Source organism: Halalkalibacter krulwichiae (assembly GCF_002109385.1).
In the GTDB taxonomy this organism is placed as follows: Bacteria; Bacillota; Bacilli; order Bacillales; family Bacillaceae_D; genus Halalkalibacter; species Halalkalibacter krulwichiae.
Map to the genome: position 1 here is coordinate 41534 of NZ_CP020814.1, position 18411 is coordinate 59944.

At 38.7% G+C, this 18411-nt stretch carries 19 protein-coding genes; 18 read left to right on the forward strand and 1 reads right to left on the reverse strand.

Features of this window, described 5'->3' with window-relative positions:
* Positions 1-9: 9 nt before the first annotated feature.
* The 8 genes from BkAM31D_RS00185 (at position 10) to rsmI (ending at position 6348) form a co-directional block, all read left to right on the forward strand.
* Positions 10-1443, forward strand: a complete 1434-nt coding sequence (locus tag BkAM31D_RS00185) for an aminotransferase class I/II-fold pyridoxal phosphate-dependent enzyme (protein ID WP_235820559.1) — start codon at positions 10-12, stop codon at positions 1441-1443.
* Positions 1436-2074: a dTMP kinase gene (gene tmk, locus BkAM31D_RS00190; protein WP_066159843.1), complete on the forward strand. Its 639-nt coding sequence runs from the start codon at positions 1436-1438 to the stop codon at positions 2072-2074. Before BkAM31D_RS00185 ends, tmk begins: the two co-directional genes overlap by 8 nt.
* A gap of 14 nt (positions 2075-2088) precedes the next feature.
* The gene (gene darA, locus BkAM31D_RS00195; protein WP_066159841.1) at positions 2089-2418 is read left to right on the forward strand and encodes a cyclic di-AMP receptor DarA; all 330 of its coding nucleotides are present in this window, start codon (positions 2089-2091) and stop codon (positions 2416-2418) included.
* A 15-nt stretch (positions 2419-2433) separates the two neighbouring features.
* On the forward strand, positions 2434-3423 hold the full coding sequence (gene holB, locus BkAM31D_RS00200; protein ID WP_066159838.1) for a DNA polymerase III subunit delta': 990 nt from the start codon (positions 2434-2436) through the stop codon (positions 3421-3423).
* 4 nt (positions 3424-3427) lie between these two features.
* On the forward strand, positions 3428-4255 hold the full coding sequence (locus BkAM31D_RS00205; RefSeq protein ID WP_066159836.1) for a PSP1 domain-containing protein: 828 nt from the start codon (positions 3428-3430) through the stop codon (positions 4253-4255).
* An 18-nt stretch (positions 4256-4273) separates the two neighbouring features.
* The gene (gene yabA, locus BkAM31D_RS00210; protein WP_066159832.1) at positions 4274-4630 is read left to right on the forward strand and encodes a DNA replication initiation control protein YabA; all 357 of its coding nucleotides are present in this window, start codon (positions 4274-4276) and stop codon (positions 4628-4630) included.
* 81 nt (positions 4631-4711) lie between these two features.
* A complete protein-coding gene (locus BkAM31D_RS00215; protein WP_066159829.1) occupies positions 4712-5452 on the forward strand; it encodes a tRNA1(Val) (adenine(37)-N6)-methyltransferase in 741 nt (246 codons plus the stop codon).
* Positions 5453-5484: 32 nt separating this feature from the next.
* Positions 5485-6348 (forward strand): 16S rRNA (cytidine(1402)-2'-O)-methyltransferase, encoded by an 864-nt coding sequence (rsmI, locus tag BkAM31D_RS00220; RefSeq protein ID WP_066159860.1) that lies wholly within the window; start codon positions 5485-5487, stop codon positions 6346-6348.
* Positions 6349-6488: 140 nt separating this feature from the next.
* On the opposite strand, the gene abrB is transcribed toward rsmI, so the two are convergent.
* A complete protein-coding gene (gene abrB, locus BkAM31D_RS00225) occupies positions 6489-6779 on the reverse strand; it encodes a transition state genes transcriptional regulator AbrB (protein ID WP_066159826.1) in 291 nt (96 codons plus the stop codon).
* Between the two features lie 192 nt (positions 6780-6971).
* Here abrB and BkAM31D_RS00230 point away from each other — a divergent pair, with 192 nt between their 5' ends.
* The 10 genes from BkAM31D_RS00230 to BkAM31D_RS00275 all read left to right on the forward strand — a co-directional run bounded on the left by BkAM31D_RS00230 (position 6972) and on the right by BkAM31D_RS00275 (position 18249).
* Positions 6972-7925, forward strand: coding sequence for a DNA double-strand break repair nuclease NurA (locus BkAM31D_RS00230; protein ID WP_066159823.1), 954 nt, complete (start codon positions 6972-6974; stop codon positions 7923-7925).
* A 40-nt stretch (positions 7926-7965) separates the two neighbouring features.
* Positions 7966-9798: an ATP-binding protein gene (locus BkAM31D_RS00235; RefSeq protein ID WP_066159820.1), complete on the forward strand. Its 1833-nt coding sequence runs from the start codon at positions 7966-7968 to the stop codon at positions 9796-9798.
* Positions 9799-10249: 451 nt separating this feature from the next.
* Positions 10250-12235 (forward strand): methionine--tRNA ligase, encoded by a 1986-nt coding sequence (gene metG / locus BkAM31D_RS00240; RefSeq protein WP_066159817.1) that lies wholly within the window; start codon positions 10250-10252, stop codon positions 12233-12235.
* Positions 12236-12470: 235 nt separating this feature from the next.
* Positions 12471-13238, forward strand: a complete 768-nt coding sequence (locus tag BkAM31D_RS00245; RefSeq protein WP_066159814.1) for a TatD family hydrolase — start codon at positions 12471-12473, stop codon at positions 13236-13238.
* A 233-nt stretch (positions 13239-13471) separates the two neighbouring features.
* A complete protein-coding gene (locus BkAM31D_RS00250; RefSeq protein WP_066159811.1) occupies positions 13472-14722 on the forward strand; it encodes a resuscitation-promoting factor in 1251 nt (416 codons plus the stop codon).
* A gap of 207 nt (positions 14723-14929) precedes the next feature.
* Positions 14930-15487, forward strand: coding sequence for a ribonuclease M5 (gene rnmV / locus BkAM31D_RS00255; protein WP_066159806.1), 558 nt, complete (start codon positions 14930-14932; stop codon positions 15485-15487).
* On the forward strand, positions 15484-16359 hold the full coding sequence (rsmA, locus tag BkAM31D_RS00260) for a 16S rRNA (adenine(1518)-N(6)/adenine(1519)-N(6))-dimethyltransferase RsmA (RefSeq protein WP_066159804.1): 876 nt from the start codon (positions 15484-15486) through the stop codon (positions 16357-16359). Before rnmV ends, rsmA begins: the two co-directional genes overlap by 4 nt.
* 55 nt (positions 16360-16414) lie before the next feature.
* The gene (gene yabG / locus BkAM31D_RS00265; RefSeq protein ID WP_066159802.1) at positions 16415-17275 is read left to right on the forward strand and encodes a sporulation peptidase YabG; all 861 of its coding nucleotides are present in this window, start codon (positions 16415-16417) and stop codon (positions 17273-17275) included.
* Between the two features lie 251 nt (positions 17276-17526).
* The gene (gene veg / locus BkAM31D_RS00270; protein WP_066159799.1) at positions 17527-17793 is read left to right on the forward strand and encodes a biofilm formation stimulator Veg; all 267 of its coding nucleotides are present in this window, start codon (positions 17527-17529) and stop codon (positions 17791-17793) included.
* 255 nt (positions 17794-18048) lie between these two features.
* Positions 18049-18249 carry a small, acid-soluble spore protein, alpha/beta type gene (locus tag BkAM31D_RS00275; protein ID WP_066159796.1) on the forward strand — a complete coding sequence of 67 codons (201 nt, stop codon included), beginning with the start codon at positions 18049-18051 and terminating at the stop codon, positions 18247-18249.
* Positions 18250-18411: the final 162 nt, after the last annotated feature.

Below are 18411 nucleotides of genomic sequence, written 5' to 3' on the forward strand. Positions count from 1 at the left end.
TCATTGGACATGCCAATCATTGAGGCTTTACAAAAGCATAAAAAAAATAATCCTACTTCTTTACATGTACCTGGACATAAAAATGGACGTATCTTTCATCCGGCATTAGCTGCTGACTTTGAAAATATCCTGCCTTATGATCTTACAGAACTTGAAGGACTTGATGATTTACAGGCGCCAACAGGCATCATTATGCAGGCTCAACAAAAAGCTGCTCAATTATATAAGGCCCAAGAAACCTTCTTTTTAGTTGGAGGTACAACAGTAGGAAACTTGGCGATGGTTTATAGCTTGTTTGAGCCTGGTGATATTATATTGATTCAACGTAATAGTCATAAGTCAATTTTTAATGCAGTACAGGTTGCAGGTGTAACACCAGTTCTTTTATCACCTGAGTTTGATAGAGAGACCGGAATACCAATTGGTTTAGCACTTGAAACAATAATAGAGGCATTAGAAAAATATCCCGATGCGAAAGGTCTTGTGATAACGTATCCTAATTATTTTGGAGTTAGTTTAGACATGAAAACTGTTATTAGTGAGGCTAAACAGCATGGATTACTCGTATTAGCAGATGAAGCCCATGCGGCTCATTACTGTACAAGTGATTGTTTTCCACGGTCGACATTGGAACTTGGGGCAGACGTTGTAACGCAATCTGCCCATAAGATGCTTCCTGCTCTGACGATGAGTTCCTTTTTACATATTAGCGATAAACTAAATCAAGAAAGGCGGCATAGGATAAAGGAGGCGTTAGCAATCTTCCAATCAAGCAGCCCTTCTTATTTGCTTATGGCCTCACTTGATGGCGCTCGAGCTTATATTGAATCACTAGATGATTTAAAAATTAAAGAAATAATTGAAGGAGTCACACGGGTAAAGGCAGAATTAGCTAAAATCAAACAACTAAAAGTCGTGGAATGGGATGAGAGCTATCTTTTAGACCCATTAAAAGTTACAATAAGGACAACAACTAAGCTTTCAGGATTTGATTTGCAAAAGATCTTTTATCGACATCAACTTTATACAGAATTAGCAGATGATAAGCATGTCTTACTCGTTTTTGGTTTAGGTCATCATAACGTATCAAATGAAGCGCTCGAGCAATTGTCTCAAGAGCTCAGTTCTTATGAAGTACTGGAAGCACGTAGCTCAAAAAATGAAATAATTTGTTACAGGAAAAGCCAACAAATAAACGTTACTAGTAGAGAAATGTATTCTTTACCAAAGAAGCGGATTTCTTTAGAAAATGCAGTAGGGTTCATTGCAGCGGAAGCAATTATACCATATCCGCCGGGAATTCCTATCGTTGTACCAGGTGAAGAAATAGATGAAGCTATTATAATAGAAGTTAAAAAGCTAAAACAGGCAGGAGCAAGATTTCAGACTGAAAGAGAAGTAGTGGATGTTTTGGTTATTGATTCGGAGGATATTGATGAGTAAAGGATTATTTATTACGGTTGAAGGTGGAGAAGGAGCAGGAAAAACAACTGTTTTGGATCGTATTGAAGCAAAACTATTGGAAGAGGGCTTGGATGTTGTTCGGACACGTGAGCCGGGGGGAATAAAAATAGCTGAACAAATTCGCAATGTTATTTTAGATGTGACCCATACCGAAATGGATAGCCGAACGGAAGCATTATTATATGCTGCAGCTCGAAGACAGCATCTTGTTGAAAAGGTATTACCCGCGATAGATGCAGGTCAAATTGTTTTATGTGATCGTTTTATAGATAGCAGCTTAGCTTATCAAGGCTATGCACGCCAAATTGGGTTTGATGAAGTGAAGGCAATTAATGAATTTGCGATTGAAGGGTATTTGCCTGATTTGACGTTATTTTTTGATGTTGATCCAAAAGTAGGGCTGACTCGAATTGATTTAGATCAAAGCCGTGAGATTAACAGGCTCGATCAGGAAAAGTTGGATTTCCATCAGCGTGTTCGCGACGGGTATCAAAAGGTAATGAATGTCTACCCAAATCGAATTAAAAGGATTAATGCCAATCTTTCTATTGATGAAGTTTTTACACAAGCAATGAAAGAAATTAAGCGTTATGTTGATGTAAGACGATAAAGGAGCTGTTTTATATGAAATTAATTATGGCTGTCATTCAAGATAAGGATAGCAATCGACTTTCAGACGCTCTAGTCAAAGCAGATTATCGTGCTACGAAATTAGCAAGTACAGGTGGTTTCTTAAAAGCAGGGAATACAACTTTCTTAATCGGAACAGAGGATGAAAAGGTAGAAGACGTCATGAAGATCATTAAAGAAAACTGTCAAAGTCGAGATCAGCTCGTTGCTCCTATTTCTCCAATGGGTGGAAATGCAGATTCATATGTACCTTACCCTGTTGAAGTGCAAGTAGGCGGAGCGACAGTTTTTGTATTGCCAGTTGAACAATTTGAGCAATTTTAAAGGTGTGAGGAAGCAATGGATACATGGGAACAATTAAAGGAAACACAACCGAGGATTGTAAATTTGCTCGTTCGTACTTTGGAAAAAGATCGACTTGCTCATGCTTATTTATTTGAAGGAAGTAAGGGAACAGGGAAGAAGAAAGTAGCTCTTCAGCTTGCGAAGAGCTACTTTTGTGGAGAAAGAAAAGCGACTGATCCTTGTATGCACTGTGCTGATTGTAAGCGAATCGAACATGGGAATCATCCTGATGTACATATGATCGACCCAGATGGACAATCAATCAAAAAGCATCAAGTAGAACATTTACAGAAAGAGTTCTCTTATCGAGGGATGGAATCAGCTAAAAAAGTTTATATCGTTAATCATGCAGATTTAATGACCGTCGGGGCTGCGAATAGCATTTTGAAATTTTTAGAAGAACCAGCGGCGGAAACGTTAGCCATTTTATTGACAGAGCAAGGGAGCAAAGTATTACCAACGATTCACTCGAGAAGTCAACATTTAACTTTTGCACCACTTTCAAGGGAAAAATTCATAGAAAATTTAATAAAAAATGGGAATTCCAGTACAATCTCTACGCTTATAGCTAGTTTGACAACGAGTGAGGATGAGGCAACGCTTTTATTAGAAGGAGATTGGATTGCACAAGCCCGAACCGTAGTGATACAATTAGTAGAAGAGGCTTATTCTAGACCTAGCCAGGTCTTGTTTACGTTACAAGAAAAATGGCTACCTCTTTTTAAAGAGCGAGCCCAACAGGAAACTGGTTTAGATATGATTCTCTTATGGATGCGTGACCTGATGTATACAAAGGTTGGAAAAGTAGATGCTCTAACCTATGTTGATCAGCAATCGAAATTAGAACAGCAAGCACTCACTAGTTCGCAGGAATTACTAAGCCGCAATATGTCTGCTGTACTTCAAGCTAAAAGACACCTTGCCGCAAATGTTAATTTACAACTATTAATGGAGAAGCTGCTGCTTACGATACAGGAGGGATAGAAGATTGCATCAAGTTGTAGGTGTTCGCTTTAAGAAAGCGGGTAAAATCTATTATTTCTCCCCCGGTACTTTTCAGCTAGAGAAGGGAGAAGCCGTAATTGTAGAAACGTCAAGAGGCGTTGAATTTGGACATGTTGTAATTGGCACGAAAACTGTTGGCGAAAACGATGTTGTCCTTCCATTAAAGCAAGTTATTCGAACAGCTACTGATAAGGATAAACTTATTGTTCAAGAGAACGTAGAAGCAGCCCAAAAAGCGTTCGAAGTTTGCTCGGAAAAAATCGTAGAACACAAGCTAGATATGAAGCTTGTTGATGTAGAATATACATTTGACCGAAATAAAGTGCTGTTTTATTTCACAGCCGATGGTCGAATTGATTTTAGAGAATTAGTAAAGGACTTAGCAGCTATTTTCCGCACAAGGATTGAGCTTAGACAAATAGGTGTGCGTGATGAAGCGAAAATGCTTGGCGGGATAGGGCCATGTGGACGTGTCCTATGTTGTTCATCCTTTCTAGGTGACTTTGAACCTGTTTCTATTAAAATGGCGAAAGATCAAAGTTTATCTCTTAACCCGGCAAAAATTTCTGGTCTTTGTGGACGATTAATGTGCTGTCTAAAATATGAAAATGATATGTATGAGACTGCAAAGCAAGAACTTCCTGATATCGGGAAGAAAATTAAGACGCCAGAAGGAAAAGGTAAAGTAGTCGGACTTAACCTATTAGAACGTTTAGTCCAGGTGGAATTAACAGATGGGGAACGAGTTGTCGAATACACAATGGATGAATTAATGAAAAGGGAAGTTGTGTCGACTGAGGCTGCAGAATAATGGGGTGGTGACATCATCGTGGATAAAAAAGCAATTTTTACACAGGTGAGCCAACTAGAAGAGCGATTAGGTGAATTACACCATGAATTAAGAGGGCTAAAAGAACAGTTAGCTTATCTAATAGAAGAAAACCATTACCTTCAAATTGAAAACGAAAAACTCAGGGAGAGATTAGATGCTCAAGAGGAAGAACATATCCAAGATGAAGGAAAAAAGAAAAATACAAACAGTAAAAAGCCATATGTTGGAGAGGGCTATGACAATCTAGCTAGACTGTACCAAGAAGGCTTTCACGTATGTAACACTCATTATGGAAGTATCCGCTCAGATGGGGACGACTGCTTATTCTGTTTGTCATTTCTACACCAAAAATAAACAAAAACAGATCTTTCAAAATAGAAAGATCTGTTTTTTCTTAAATTCTAATTTGACCATAGTAATGAAAGAAGGGTTTCTATAGTGAATTTACAAGAGGGAGAACGTTTAGACTTTATTGCAGGTACACCGTTAAAGGTGATTCAAAGTTCACAAGTATTTTCATTTTCTATCGACGCAGTTTTACTAGGTAGATTTGTTTCTGTGCCGATTCAAAAGGGAAAGATCTTAGACCTATGTACTGGAAACGGGGTAATCCCTTTAGTGCTGACAGGACGCTCAAAAGCTGATATCGTAGGTGTGGAAATTCAGCCTAGGTTAGTTGATATGGCAAAAAGAACAGTCACATTAAATGATAGTGCAAATGAAATCAATATTGTAGAAGCTGACATAAATGATATGCCAGATAATATCCAAAAGTCTTCATTTGACGTAGTAACGTGCAATCCTCCTTACTTTCAGACTGTTACCGACGAGGAGAAGAATAAAAACGAGCATTTAGCAATCGCACGCCATGAAATTTATTTGATATTAGAGGACGTAGTGCGTGTCAGCAGCCAATATGTAAAGCAGAAAGGGAAAGTGGCAATTGTTCATCGACCTGAGAGACTTACTGATATTATGACTTATATGCGTATGCACAGAATTGAACCAAAACGAATTCAATTTGTTCACCCGATAGAAGAAAAGGATGCGAATATGGTATTAGTTGAAGGAATTAAAGATGGAAAACCAGGTGTAGTTTGTCTTCGGCCGTTAGTTGTGTACAATGATAAAGGAGAGTATACGAAAGCATTTCGCGAAGTGTACGAAGGAAAATAACGAAATAAATGATGTATATGAAAGGAAAAATAATGAACCAACAATCAAGCTTTATAGATGGTGGAAGTGAAGGTGTACTTTATTTAGTTCCAACGCCAATAGGAAATCTTGAAGATATGACATTTCGAGCAATTCGAGTATTAAAAGAAGTTGATCTCATTGCAGCAGAGGATACAAGACAAACAATGAAATTATGTAGACACTTTGAGATTGATACTTCGTTAATCAGTTATCATGAACACAATAAAAGAAAAGCTGGCGAAGCAATCATTGAAAAGTTAAAAGACGGCCATAATATTGCATTAGTTAGTGATGCAGGGATGCCAGCGATTTCAGACCCTGGACAAGAACTATCAAAACAAGCAATTCTAGAAGGGATTAGAGTCATTTCCTTACCCGGCGCTAACGCAGCATTAACGAGTTTAATTGCTTCAGGATTATCGACCGACCAATTTAAATTTATTGGTTTTCTACCTCGTCAAAATAAACAACGTCAAACCGTGTTAGAAGAATTAAAGAATGACAAGGCTACGCTAATCTTTTATGAATCTCCTCATCGTTTAAAAGAGATGTTAGAGGCAATGCATAAAGTGTTAGGAAACCGTAACATTGCGATAAGTAGAGAGCTTACGAAGAAATTTGAAGAATATCAGCGGGGTACATTAGAAGAAGCATTGAGTTGGTGTGAGACAGGAACGATCAAAGGTGAATTCTGCCTTGTCGTTGAAGGGAACCAAATGGAAGAAGAACAAGAGCAATGGTGGGATAATGTGACCATTAATCAACATGTCAAACACTATATTGAACTCGGAATGTCTTCAAAGGATGCGATTAAACAAGTAGCCAAGGAGAGGAACTTGCAAAAGCGGATTGTATATGCAGAGTTTCACCAATAGTAGAATGACTGATTGGATAGAGGATGGCTCAGAATGTAAGTCATCCCTTCCTCAGCGAATAAAAAAAGCACCTCGAGTATGAACATACTTGAGATGATCTCAATGTAGAACAAGCCTTTGGTACTTCTTTTCGCTATCCATTACGCTTGGTTTGTGCGTGTTAAATACTCCTGAAGATCCTTCATGATTTCTTGAGCGCCTTGTGGGCTAAGAATAATCTTACCGTTAGCAATAGAAAGGTTTTCATCAGAAACTTCACCTGTAACTTGGCAAGTCATATTTGGTTTGTATTTCTTTAAGATGATGCGGTCATTATCAACATAAATTTCTAGTGCATCTTTTTCAGCAATATCTAAAGTTCGGCGTAGTTCGATTGGAATAACAACGCGTCCTAGTTCATCAACTTTACGAACAATTCCTGTAGATTTCATTCTACTTTCTCCTCTCAAATCAAGACAATTAGATTTTGTTTGTCATTATTCGACATTTTTCTTCCTGAGATAAGAGTACCAGTGTTTCCAAATCAAGTCAATTCATTTTTATTCATTTTCAGCAAGAAAATTTTAGCATTTAGTAAAAATAGCTGATATATTGCCACTTTCAGAATGAGGTGAGAGGTTAGTATGTTACAAATTTATCCTGAATTAGTAAATAAACTAAAGAAAGTAAATCAAAACCTGCAACAAAATTACCAGCATAATAATAGTGATAAAGAGATAATTCGACAAAAACTTCGACAAGCCCAAGCTGATATTCGACAAATTCAACGGCTTTCGACAGAAATGTTGAAAGACTGGATGAAAGGAAGAGAAGTAGCAGCTGTAGACGGCTCTGTAAATCAGACGAAAGGGGAAGCGCCTCATATTCTTTATTTGTTTCAAGCTTTAGCCAAAACGACAACCGGTTATGAGTGTTTAAAAACGGATGTCTATTCTCCGTTATTAGAGCAATTAGATGAAGACGAGTCTCCTAAAAATCGAAGGTCTCACATTTTAGCTAAACTAGAATTGCTTGCTGCTACTCAACTAATTGAGGAACGTTCTTTACGAGTTTTGTTAATGGATGGGGCTCTTTATCATTATCGAATTGATGCACCTGAAGAATGGGAAGAGCTAAAGAAAAAAGCATTGGAACACGAGGTGTTGTTAGTAGGCGTGTCTGAAGAGATCACTACTGAGAATTTAGTAAAGTTAGCACCTTTTTCTACTTATCTAAATCAGTCTCATACGTATGACCGTGATTTGTTATTTGGCGTATTAGAAAAAGAAGAAATGGTGTTTGTTGAAGATATCCAAAGCAAGGCAGGTTTGCAATCTGTTTGGGTGAGGTTTAGTTCTGACCCTGCTATTACTGGATTTGATGTGTTACTCGAACAAGCAGATCGAAAGTATGAAATAGCAAGTTTGCTGTTAACATTGACACCTCGTGATGGTCGGGGGATTCCACTATGGCTTGACCATATTGATCGTGAAGTTAGAGTGACAGATAAGCTTGTTGAAGCATTGGTTGAACAATATATTGATCCAGAGATGAGAAAACGATTCTTTGAAAGGAAACGAGGAGCAAGACCGTTATAGAACAAAGCAATTACCATGGAAATAATAAGGGGGAGAAAAAATGCAAATTGTAGGTGTGACAACGCAGCATGAAGTTTATATTGCCTCGAAAGTTCATAAGTTTCGGATGAATGAAATGTTGGTCATTGAAGATGAGTCACTTTATCAGCCAAAAGGAGAAGTAGTTGAGACGTTTTCTTATAATCGTTATATTCCAATGGGCTTTGATAAAGGGATAGCGGATGATCAAGTATTAAAAACATTAGAGCAAATTGGATATGATATTGGTGCTGATGATATTCACCTTGCAAAAGTGCGCTTGTTTGAAGAAGCCGTTCAACCGATCCAAACTGGTGCCACAGTTCGACATCCACATTTTAATGAAATTTCTTCATTATTAGTTAAAACCACACCAGCCGAAGGGCTTGTTCTCGGTGAGGTCAAGTCCACCGATTTTATTGAACCAACTTTACCTGAATCGTTAAAAGAGCTTATGCATGTTCAAGATCACGATGAAATAAGACCGCAAAAGGGTATTCCGTTTATTTTTGATATCAGAGCAATGCAACAATATCCTCATATTGGCGTTTTCGGTGGGTCAGGTTCAGGGAAGTCATTTGGGCTTCGTGTTATGTTAGAAGAAATTATGAAATTGCAAATTCCTTCATTGGTTTTTGATCCACATTTCGAAATGAATTTTGCTTCACAAGCAGACGATCTCCCAAGTGCGAAAACATATACTGACCGTTATAGTGTCGTGCAAATTGGAAAAGAAGTTGGAGTTGATTTTTCAGCTTTATCTACAAGAGATGTAGAGCGGTTATTATCGGCAGCGGGTTCGTTAACAGAATCAATGATTAATGTTATTCAAACTGTACATAAGCGAAAGGATAGTTATCAATCATTTAGTGATCGTATTGCTAATTTAGCTGAAGCAATAGAGCTTGGGAAACAAAAGGTTGAGGCGATGTTACATGATGGGGGCATGACAAGAGATGAGATTAATCGTTTTAGCACCTTTAGAAAATTGCTTGATCAATACGGCAGTTTGCCTCTTGCATCTATTAAAGGGATACAATGGCGTGTGAATCGTCTCCATCAGGCAGGTTTATTTCAACAAAATATAAGAGCCATTGAGCAAGGGATTCAAGCAGGAAAGCTCGTTGTTATTCAAGGGGCAGTTTGGCTTTTGCAAGTGTTCTCGAGCTATGTAATTGGGGCTCTATATGGAAAGCGTCGTTCATTTAGAGATGCAAAATTGCAGCAAAAGCAAGGAGACTTCTTTCCACCGTTCATTGTTGTTACAGATGAAGCTCATAACTTTGCACCAAAGGGGTTTGATGCACCGGCGAAGTCAGTCCTAAAGGAGATTGCTCAAGAGGGGAGAAAATATGGTGTATTCCTCATCTTTGCAACGCAACGGCCAACGCTGTTAGATGAAACGATTACTGCCCAATTGAATTCAAAATTTGTATTTAGAACGGTTAGAGGAACTGATATTCAAACGATCAAGGAGGAAACGGATCTAACACATGATGAAGGAAAGCGTCTTCCTTATTTGAGGTCAGGTGATGTCTTCGTCTCCTCAGCGATAATGGGAAGGACAATGGCAGTACGTATTCGTTTAGCACACTCTGCAAGTCCTCACGCATTAAATCCTTTTGATGAGTTGAAAAAAATGAAAGAACAAGATTCCGAGCAAGTACTCCGAGCACTTGATGCGTATCTTCCATTAGCTGAAATGAGCATCATGAATCAACTAACGAATTTAAATAAAGAAGCACAAAAAAATTGGGATGTAGCAGAGTGGAAGCAAGAATTAGAACGATTAAGTGAAGATGGTTTACTTAAAAAGCAAAAAACCCCATTCGCTACTTTGTATACCCGACCTTGACTTAGGGTGCATGAATTAGGTATATTTTGGGTAGAATAGAGATGATAATTGATATTGTCTATTCAATGAACAGAACGGCTTGATTGTTAGATCTATCCGATTCCCATCAATGACTTTTCGGCCGGTTGTTTACATAGTTATATTGTTTAATCCGATGAAGGGATGAGTAAAGTCATTTTCCTATAGGTAGCTTCATGCTATGAAGAGAGCCGGGGTAGCTGAAAACCGGTATAGGTAGTGATTTGAAGATGGTCCTGGGAGGAATTTACTTTCGAGTGTTACAAGGACATAAGGGAGTAACGTAGCTGGCGTTAACAGTAGAAGTCTCAGACTTCATGAGCCTTTTTGTTGTGAAATGAAAAGGGAATTTGGGTGGAACCACGTGAGAATAGCTCTCGTCCCGATTATAGGATGAGGGCTTTTTGTATGCAAAAAAAGAGGAGGAAGTACTGTGAGTGAAAAAAAGACGTTTTATTTAACAACCCCAATTTATTACCCGAGTGATAAATTGCACATTGGACATGCTTATACAACTGTAGCTGGAGATGCAATGGCAAGGTACAAGAGATTACGCGGTTATGATGTACGCTTCTTGACAGGTACAGATGAGCACGGCCAAAAAATTGAGACAAAAGCAGCTGAAAAAGGCCAAACCCCTCAACAGTTTACTGATGAAATTGTTGCGGGAATACAAGAGCTTTGGAAAAAACTTGATGTCTCTTACGATGACTTTATTCGAACGACAGAGGAGCGCCACAAAAAGGTTGTAGCGCAAATATTTGAACGCTTGTTAGAAAAAGGTGATATTTATTTAGATGAGTATGAAGGTTGGTATTCGATTCCCGATGAAACTTTTTATACAGAACGTCAATTAGTAGATCCTATTAAGAATGAAGCAGGCGAAGTGATTGGTGGAAAAAGCCCTGATAGTGGTCACCCGGTTGAAAAAGTAAGGGAACAGTCTTACTTCTTTAAAATGAGTAAGTATGCAGATCGTTTACTTAAGTTTTATGATGATAATCCAACATTTATCCAACCGGAATCTCGAAAAAATGAGATGATTAACAATTTTATCAAGCCAGGTCTTGAAGATCTTGCTGTTTCACGTACTTCTTTTAAATGGGGAGTTCAAGTACCGAGCAACCCTAAGCATGTTGTTTATGTATGGATTGATGCCCTATCCAATTATATTACGGCTCTAGGTTTTGGCAGTGAAAATGAAGAATTATACAAGAGATATTGGCCAGCAGATGTGCATTTAGTAGGGAAAGAAATTGTTCGTTTTCACACAATTTATTGGCCAATTATGTTAATGGCCCTAGATTTACCACTCCCTAAAAAGGTCTTTGGTCATGGGTGGTTACTCATGAAAGATGGAAAGATGTCTAAATCAAAAGGGAATGTAGTTGATCCAGTTCCACTTATTGATCGTTACGGATTAGATGCATTACGTTATTACTTGCTTCGTGAAGTACCTTTTGGCTCAGATGGCGTATTTACACCTGAGGGATTTGTTGAACGTGTGAACTATGATTTAGCCAACGATTTAGGTAATTTATTAAACCGTACCGTTGCGATGATTAATAAATATTTCGGCGGAGAAATCCCGGCATATGTTAAAGATGCAACGCCATTTGATGCAAGTCTAGTTGAGCTTGTAGATGCAACAGTAGAAAAAGTAGAAGCTGCTATGGAAGAGATGGAATTCTCAGTAGCACTGACGGCTATTTGGCAATTAATCAGTCGTACAAATAAATACATTGATGAAACTCAACCATGGGTACTCGCTAAGGATGAAGAGAAGAAAGAACAGCTTGGATCAGTCATGTACCATTTAGCAGAATCACTGCGCCAAGTCTCAATTATGATCCAACCATTTATGACCGAAACACCTAAACGTATTTGGGATCAATTAGGTTTAACACAAGAGAAAACAGCTTGGTCTACACTAGAATCATTTGCTCAAATTCCAGCTGGGACAAAGGTGAAAAAAGGAGACCCGATTTTCCCACGTCTTGATATGGAAGAAGAAGTAGCACATATTGTTGGACTTATGGGAGGCACGCTAAAGACAGGTGATAAAAATGAGTCTGAAGTCCCGGAAGTAGATGAGAATGAGATTACTATTGATGACTTTACAAAAGTTGATCTTCACGTAGCTGAAGTGATACAAGCAGAACCTGTAAAAGGAGCTGATCGTCTTTTAAAAATTCAATTAGACCTAGGCTTTGAACAACGCCAAGTTGTATCAGGTATTGCTAAATACTATTCGCCAGAAGAACTTGTAGGCAAAAAAGTTATCTGTGTAACAAACCTAAAGCCTGTAAAACTCCGCGGAGAACTCTCCCAAGGAATGATCTTAGCAGGCTCAAAAGGCAAAAAACTACAACTCGCCACAATCGACGGCAACCTACCAAACGGAGCAAAGGTAAAATAGAGAGCTATAAGAAACAGGTCGCACTTTACCTGTTTCTTATAGCTCGAAGCAATGAGCGGAGCCGCTACAAGCTCTTAAGTCTTTTTGGGTGGTCTTCCCAAAGAGACGCGTAGCGAGAGAAGCCATTGCCTTCCGAATAGAAACAGGTCGCACTTTACCTGTTTCTTATAGCTCGAAAAAAGGAGAGATGACTTTCTCTCCTTTTTCTTTAACCATACAAAAAGGAGTTAATAAAATGTTATTTGATACACATGTACACTTAAATGCCGATCAATTTGAAGATGATCTTGATGAAGTCATTTCTCGTGCGAAAGAAGCTGGAGTTGGATACATGGTGGTTGTTGGCTTTGATGAGAAAACAATCAAGAAAGCAGTCGGGTTAATCAATACGTATGATTTTATCTATGCAGCGGTTGGTTGGCACCCAGTTGATGCAATTGACATGAAAGAAGAGCATTTAGACTGGTTAGAAGAATTAAGTTCGCATCCGAAAGTAGTGGCTTTAGGAGAGATGGGCCTTGACTATCATTGGGATAAATCACCTAAGGAAATCCAAAAGGAAGTCTTTAGAAAACAGATTCAGTTAGCCAAAAAGGTTAAACTACCAATTGTTATTCATAATCGCGAAGCTGATCAAGACATTGTTGATATTCTCAGAGAAGAAAATGCAGCTGAAGTTGGGGGGATTATGCATTGCTTTGGCGGGAGTGTAGAAATTGCCGAGGAATGTTTACGAATGAACTTTCATATATCTCTTGGGGGTCCGGTTACGTTTAAAAATGCGAGAAGGCCAAAGGAAGTGGCAAAGGCAGTACCGCTTAATCGATTACTTGTTGAAACAGATTGCCCTTATTTAGCTCCTCATCCATACCGTGGAAAGCGAAACGAACCGGCCTATGTGCAACTAGTAGCAGAGCAGATTGCCGAATTAAGAGGGCTTGATTACCAAGAAGTGGCAGAACAGACAACTTTTAATGCGAAGCGATTATTTGGCATAACTTGATAGCGGTTTTTGGTGGATCATGACGAGGCTTGTCTCATTTTTTCCTGATTCGTAATAGTTCTACAATGCTCCTTGTCAGCATAGAGTGGACTTGTCGATAAGTTTTTGTTTCCTTTGCCTGTATTTTCATGGATAATAAGAGCAATACGGCGATCTAGCAAAAATTAGTTCATTGACAAAAGGGGGTACAGTGTTTATAATTTTTGACGTTAAAGAAGGAGGCATGTATTGAGATGGAAATTAACAGGAGCCACTTCCTTCCGTCCTTAAGTTTTGGGAAGAAGTTGGTTATCTCCGTTATCAGTCTCATTCTCTTCGGAGGCGTGATTACTTACGCTGTATACGAGGCGACAAAAGCAACAGTTACGCTATCGATTGATGGGGAAGAAGTAGAGGTGCGTACACACGCATCGACTGTAGCTGAGTTGATGAAGGAGCAAGAGTGGAACGTCCAAGAGTACGATCAAATTGAACCCGGATTAGATTCAACCATTTCTGGGAGTATGAACATTACATGGAACCAAGCAAGCGAAGTATTGGTTACAAGTCAAGGTCTTGAAGAATCAGTATGGACTACTGCTGAAACCGTAGAAGAATTGATTGAGCAATTAGGAATTGAGTACAAAAAGTATGATTATCTTGAACCAGGTTTAGAAGATGAGATAACGGATAATATGAACTTAGTCTATGAATCTGCTTTTCAGGTTGAGCTTACTAGTGACGGTGAACAACAAGAATTTTGGACAACTTCGACGACTGTCGCTGACTTTTTAGAGAGAGAAAGTGTTACATTAGGTGAACTTGACCGTGTCGAGCCTAAGCTTACAGAAAGGTTAGACCGAGAATCAGAAATTAAAGTAATACGTGTAGAAAAAGTCACCGATGTGGTGGAAGAGTCCGTTGCCTATGGAACGGTTACCCGTAAAGATAATGAATTGACCAGCGGGAAAGAAGAAATCGTTCAAGCAGGAGAAGACGGTAAAGTTAGCAAGCACTTTGAAGTAATTCTAGAAGATGGAGAAGAAGTATCAAGAGAGCTTGTTAAAACAGAAACAGTGAAAGAGGGCAAAGACCGCATTGTTGCAGTAGGAACGAAGCCAGAACCAGTTCAAACTGTATCGAGGGGCTCTAGCTCATCAAGTTCTAATTCTAGCACTAGTAATAGCACAAGTACGAATAACTCAAGTTCAGATGGCCGGACCTTAACGGTTACTGCAACAGCTTATACTGCAGGGTGTAGTGGATGTAGCGGAGTAACCGCAACGGGTATTAATCTCAATCAAAATCGTAATATGAAAGTGATAGCTGTTGATCCAAATGTTATCCCGCTTGGCTCACGAGTTGAAGTGGAAGGGTATGGGGTTGCAATTGCTGGTGATACAGGTGGAGCTATTAGAGGCAATAAGATTGATGTTCATGTCCCTACAAAAGCAGATGCTTATAATTGGGGAACACGTACGGTTAAAATTAAGGTCTTAGATTAAAAGATAGCTTGCATAGAGTCTTATTGGCTCTATGCTTTTTTCGTATATGCTAAGTGCTTTTACTTAATAATAAATAATGAAATGGATATAGACATTTCTTTTCCGGTAAAATTGATTTATACTTAATCTTTATTTAAAGATCGGTTTTTTTTTAAGGAAGACGTTCTAGGTATTCGTTCAATTGCTGAACCTTGTTAGGAGTAAATGATGAAAATAAAAGAAGTCATTATTGTTGAGGGAAAAGATGATACGGTTGCAGTGAAAAGGGCTGTAGATGCTGACACAATTGAAACAAATGGGTCTGCTGTAAGCATTAGTACTTTAAGGCAGATAGAGTTGGCTCAGGAAAGAAGAGGTGTCATTGTTCTTACAGACCCTGATTTCCCAGGCGAGCGTATTCGTCATATTGTTAGTAAGCATGTTCCTAGTTGTAAGCATGCTTTCTTACCTAAGAAAGAAGCCATATCCAAAAACAAGGATGACCTAGGTGTTGAGAATGCAACACCAGAGGCCATTAGACAAGCTCTTCTTCATGCGAAAGAAGAAGACGTAGAGCATCCTGAGATCGTGAGCTGGCAAGATCTCCATGCAGCAGGTTTGATTGCAGGATCGGATGCAAGGAGGAGACGAGAGAGATTAGGCGAGTTATTACGTATCGGCTATGCCAATGGGAAGCAATTACATAAAAGACTGCAAAAGTTTCGAATTAGTGCTGAAGAATTTGCGAATGCCATGCAGTGTGTGTTTGAGGAGGAAGATAAATGATGAAAGATATTGCCACACCACAACGTACGAAAGAAATTTTAAATAAATATGGTTTTAGCTTTAAAAAAAGCTTGGGACAGAACTTCTTAATTGATACGAATATATTACGAAATATTGTAGATGCAGCGAATATAACTGAGCGGACAGGTGTTATAGAAGTTGGACCAGGAATAGGTGCCTTAACTGAACAATTAGCGAAACGAGCTAAAAAAGTAGTTTCTTTTGAAATTGATCAAAGGCTTCTTCCTGTTCTTAAAGATACATTGTCTCCGTATGACAACGTGTCTATTATCCATTCAGATGTACTTAAGGCCAACATACAAGAAGTTATTGATGAGCAATTTAAAGACGTTGAGGATTTAATGGTTGTAGCAAACCTGCCTTATTATGTGACGACGCCGATTTTGATGAAATTATTAGAAGGACATTTACCAATCCGCGGTATAGTGGTCATGATCCAAGCTGAAGTTGCAGATCGAATTGCTGCGAAGCCAGGGTCCAAGGAATATGGAGCGTTATCAATTGCAGCTCAATACTACGCAACAGCGGAAAAGGTTATGACGGTTCCGGCTACAGTGTTTGTTCCACAACCAAGAGTCGATTCAGCTGTGTTGCGCTTAAATATTAGAGAAGAACCAGCGGTAAATGTAGAAGATGAGACTTATTTCTTTAAGGTGTTTCATGCTTGCTTTGCGAATAGACGTAAAACGATTTTAAATAATCTAGTGCATAATTTAGGCCCAAAAGAAAAAAAGCAAGAAATTGAGGCTGCTTTACAAGAAGCAGACGTTGACCCGAAGCGAAGAGGAGAGACACTTTCTTTAGAGGAGTTTGCCAAGCTGAGTGATGCATTGTTAAAAAGATTAGCGTAATCTTCGCACATTAGCCCTCCTTTCCACATATTTTAAGTGGAGAGGAGGCGTGACAATGAAGCTGAAAAAAGGGGATCTAGTGGCTCGCCCTTCATATCAATGTGATTTGTTGTTTAGGGTAGTGGAATTGTATTCAGACTATGTTGAACTAGTTGGAGAAGATATGCGTTTAATTGCTGATGCGCCACTTGATGATGTCGTGCTCGTATCAGAGAAAGATCGATCAGAACACGAACAAAAAGCAAGGGAAATAGAGGAGAACTCCTATAAATTGTTTCGCCAAGATGCAAAGTTAATGAAACAACGAGGAGAGTATGAAGTAACGTCTGGTTATAAAAGTGAGATTGATTACTTTGAATTAAGAGGGCGCGTTCTCCACATTGATGGTGATCCTTTATATTTAAGAAAATGTACTGAGTTATATAATAAGTTGGGTGTACCCGTCTATGGTGTCCACCTCCACGAAAAAGAAATGCCAGAACAAATTGGTTCGTTGCTTGAAATGGTACAACCGGATATTGTCGTTGTAACGGGACATGATGCTTATTTAAAGGGAAAAGGGTCAGAAGATGATGCAAGATCGTACCGTCATACTAAATACTTTGCTGAGTGTGTTAGAATAGCGAGAAAGCATGCTTGGCATCGTGATGAACTTATTGTGTTTGCAGGTGCCTGCCAGTCGCATTTCGAAACATTAATAAAAGCCGGAGCCAATTTTGCTAGTTCACCTGATCGAATAAATATTCATGCCCTAGATCCGGTCTACATTGCTGCGAGGGTTAGTTTAACGTCGTTTATGGACCGTATAAGTCTTTCGGAAGTGTTACGGAATACGATTACAGGGGAAAAGGGCTTAGGTGGTATCGAGACAAAGGGTGTTATGAGACGCGGCATGCCGTTCAAATACGAAAAATAGAAGAGGGGAATTGAAAAGTTTGTGTGAAACTTTTCAATTCCCCTCTTTTTACTGTTTGTATAATTGTACAAAACAAAAAATACATAAAATTTCCCCTTTTTGGCATACTAATTTTGAACTGACGGGTATACTTTTATTTTTTTGTCATCAAATCCATTGACAAATTTCTTGTCCTCTTGATATAATTTTAAATTTGTTTGACGAAAAATGACGAATGTGGTATACTACATATAGTGAGGTGGGGTGTAGTAATGGCAAAAACGTTAATAGACATTAAGCGTGCATTAGATGCTAATGTTGGTAAAAGAATTACGATTAAAGCAAATGGTGGTCGTCGGAAAACGTCGGAGCGTTCTGGTCTGCTTGAAGAAACATACCCTTCAGTGTTTATCGTGAAATTGGATGAACAACAAAATGCATTTGAACGAGTTTCTTACAGTTATGCTGATATCCTAACGGAAACAGTAGAATTAATGCTTTGCGAAGAAGGCACAGATTCAACAGCATTAAAAGCGTAATGTATGGACTAGATATAGACACAGACATAACCTTCTGATGGAAAATCCTTCAGTGGGTTATATTTGTGTTCACCAAGTAAATACTAATGAAGCTAGGACATAACTAGAGTGTTTTATTGGAAATTTCAACCGTGATGACTTCAACGGGGCGGGTGCTATATGCACCTACCGTCATTACGTTCAAATTTTGTTAATAAAGATTCTTTTGTCCTGGCTTCATTTTTTTCTGTACACAATTAAAGGAGTTGTTGCGACATGAGTCGGAGAAGAAGAGGGATCATGTCTGATGAGTTCAAAGAAGAGCTGGCAAAAGAACTTGGCTTTTACGGTACGGTTCAACAAGAGGGTTGGGGCGGTATTCGTTCAAAAGATGCTGGAAACATGGTGAAGCGGGCCATTGAGCTAGCAGAGCAACAATTAGTTCGTGAACAGAAGCAAGCAAGGAAAATAAAGTAAACGGACAAAACCGGTGCTAAGATGCCCGGTTTTTTTAGTTTTCAAAAGGAAAGCGTTCGGAATTTATTAAATGATGTTTGTTTTGATAGACAATTGTTAATAGTGAAAGGTAAGAGAATAAATAGGTTGACGGGTTAACATGAGATGTTTGGTTGAAGTAGA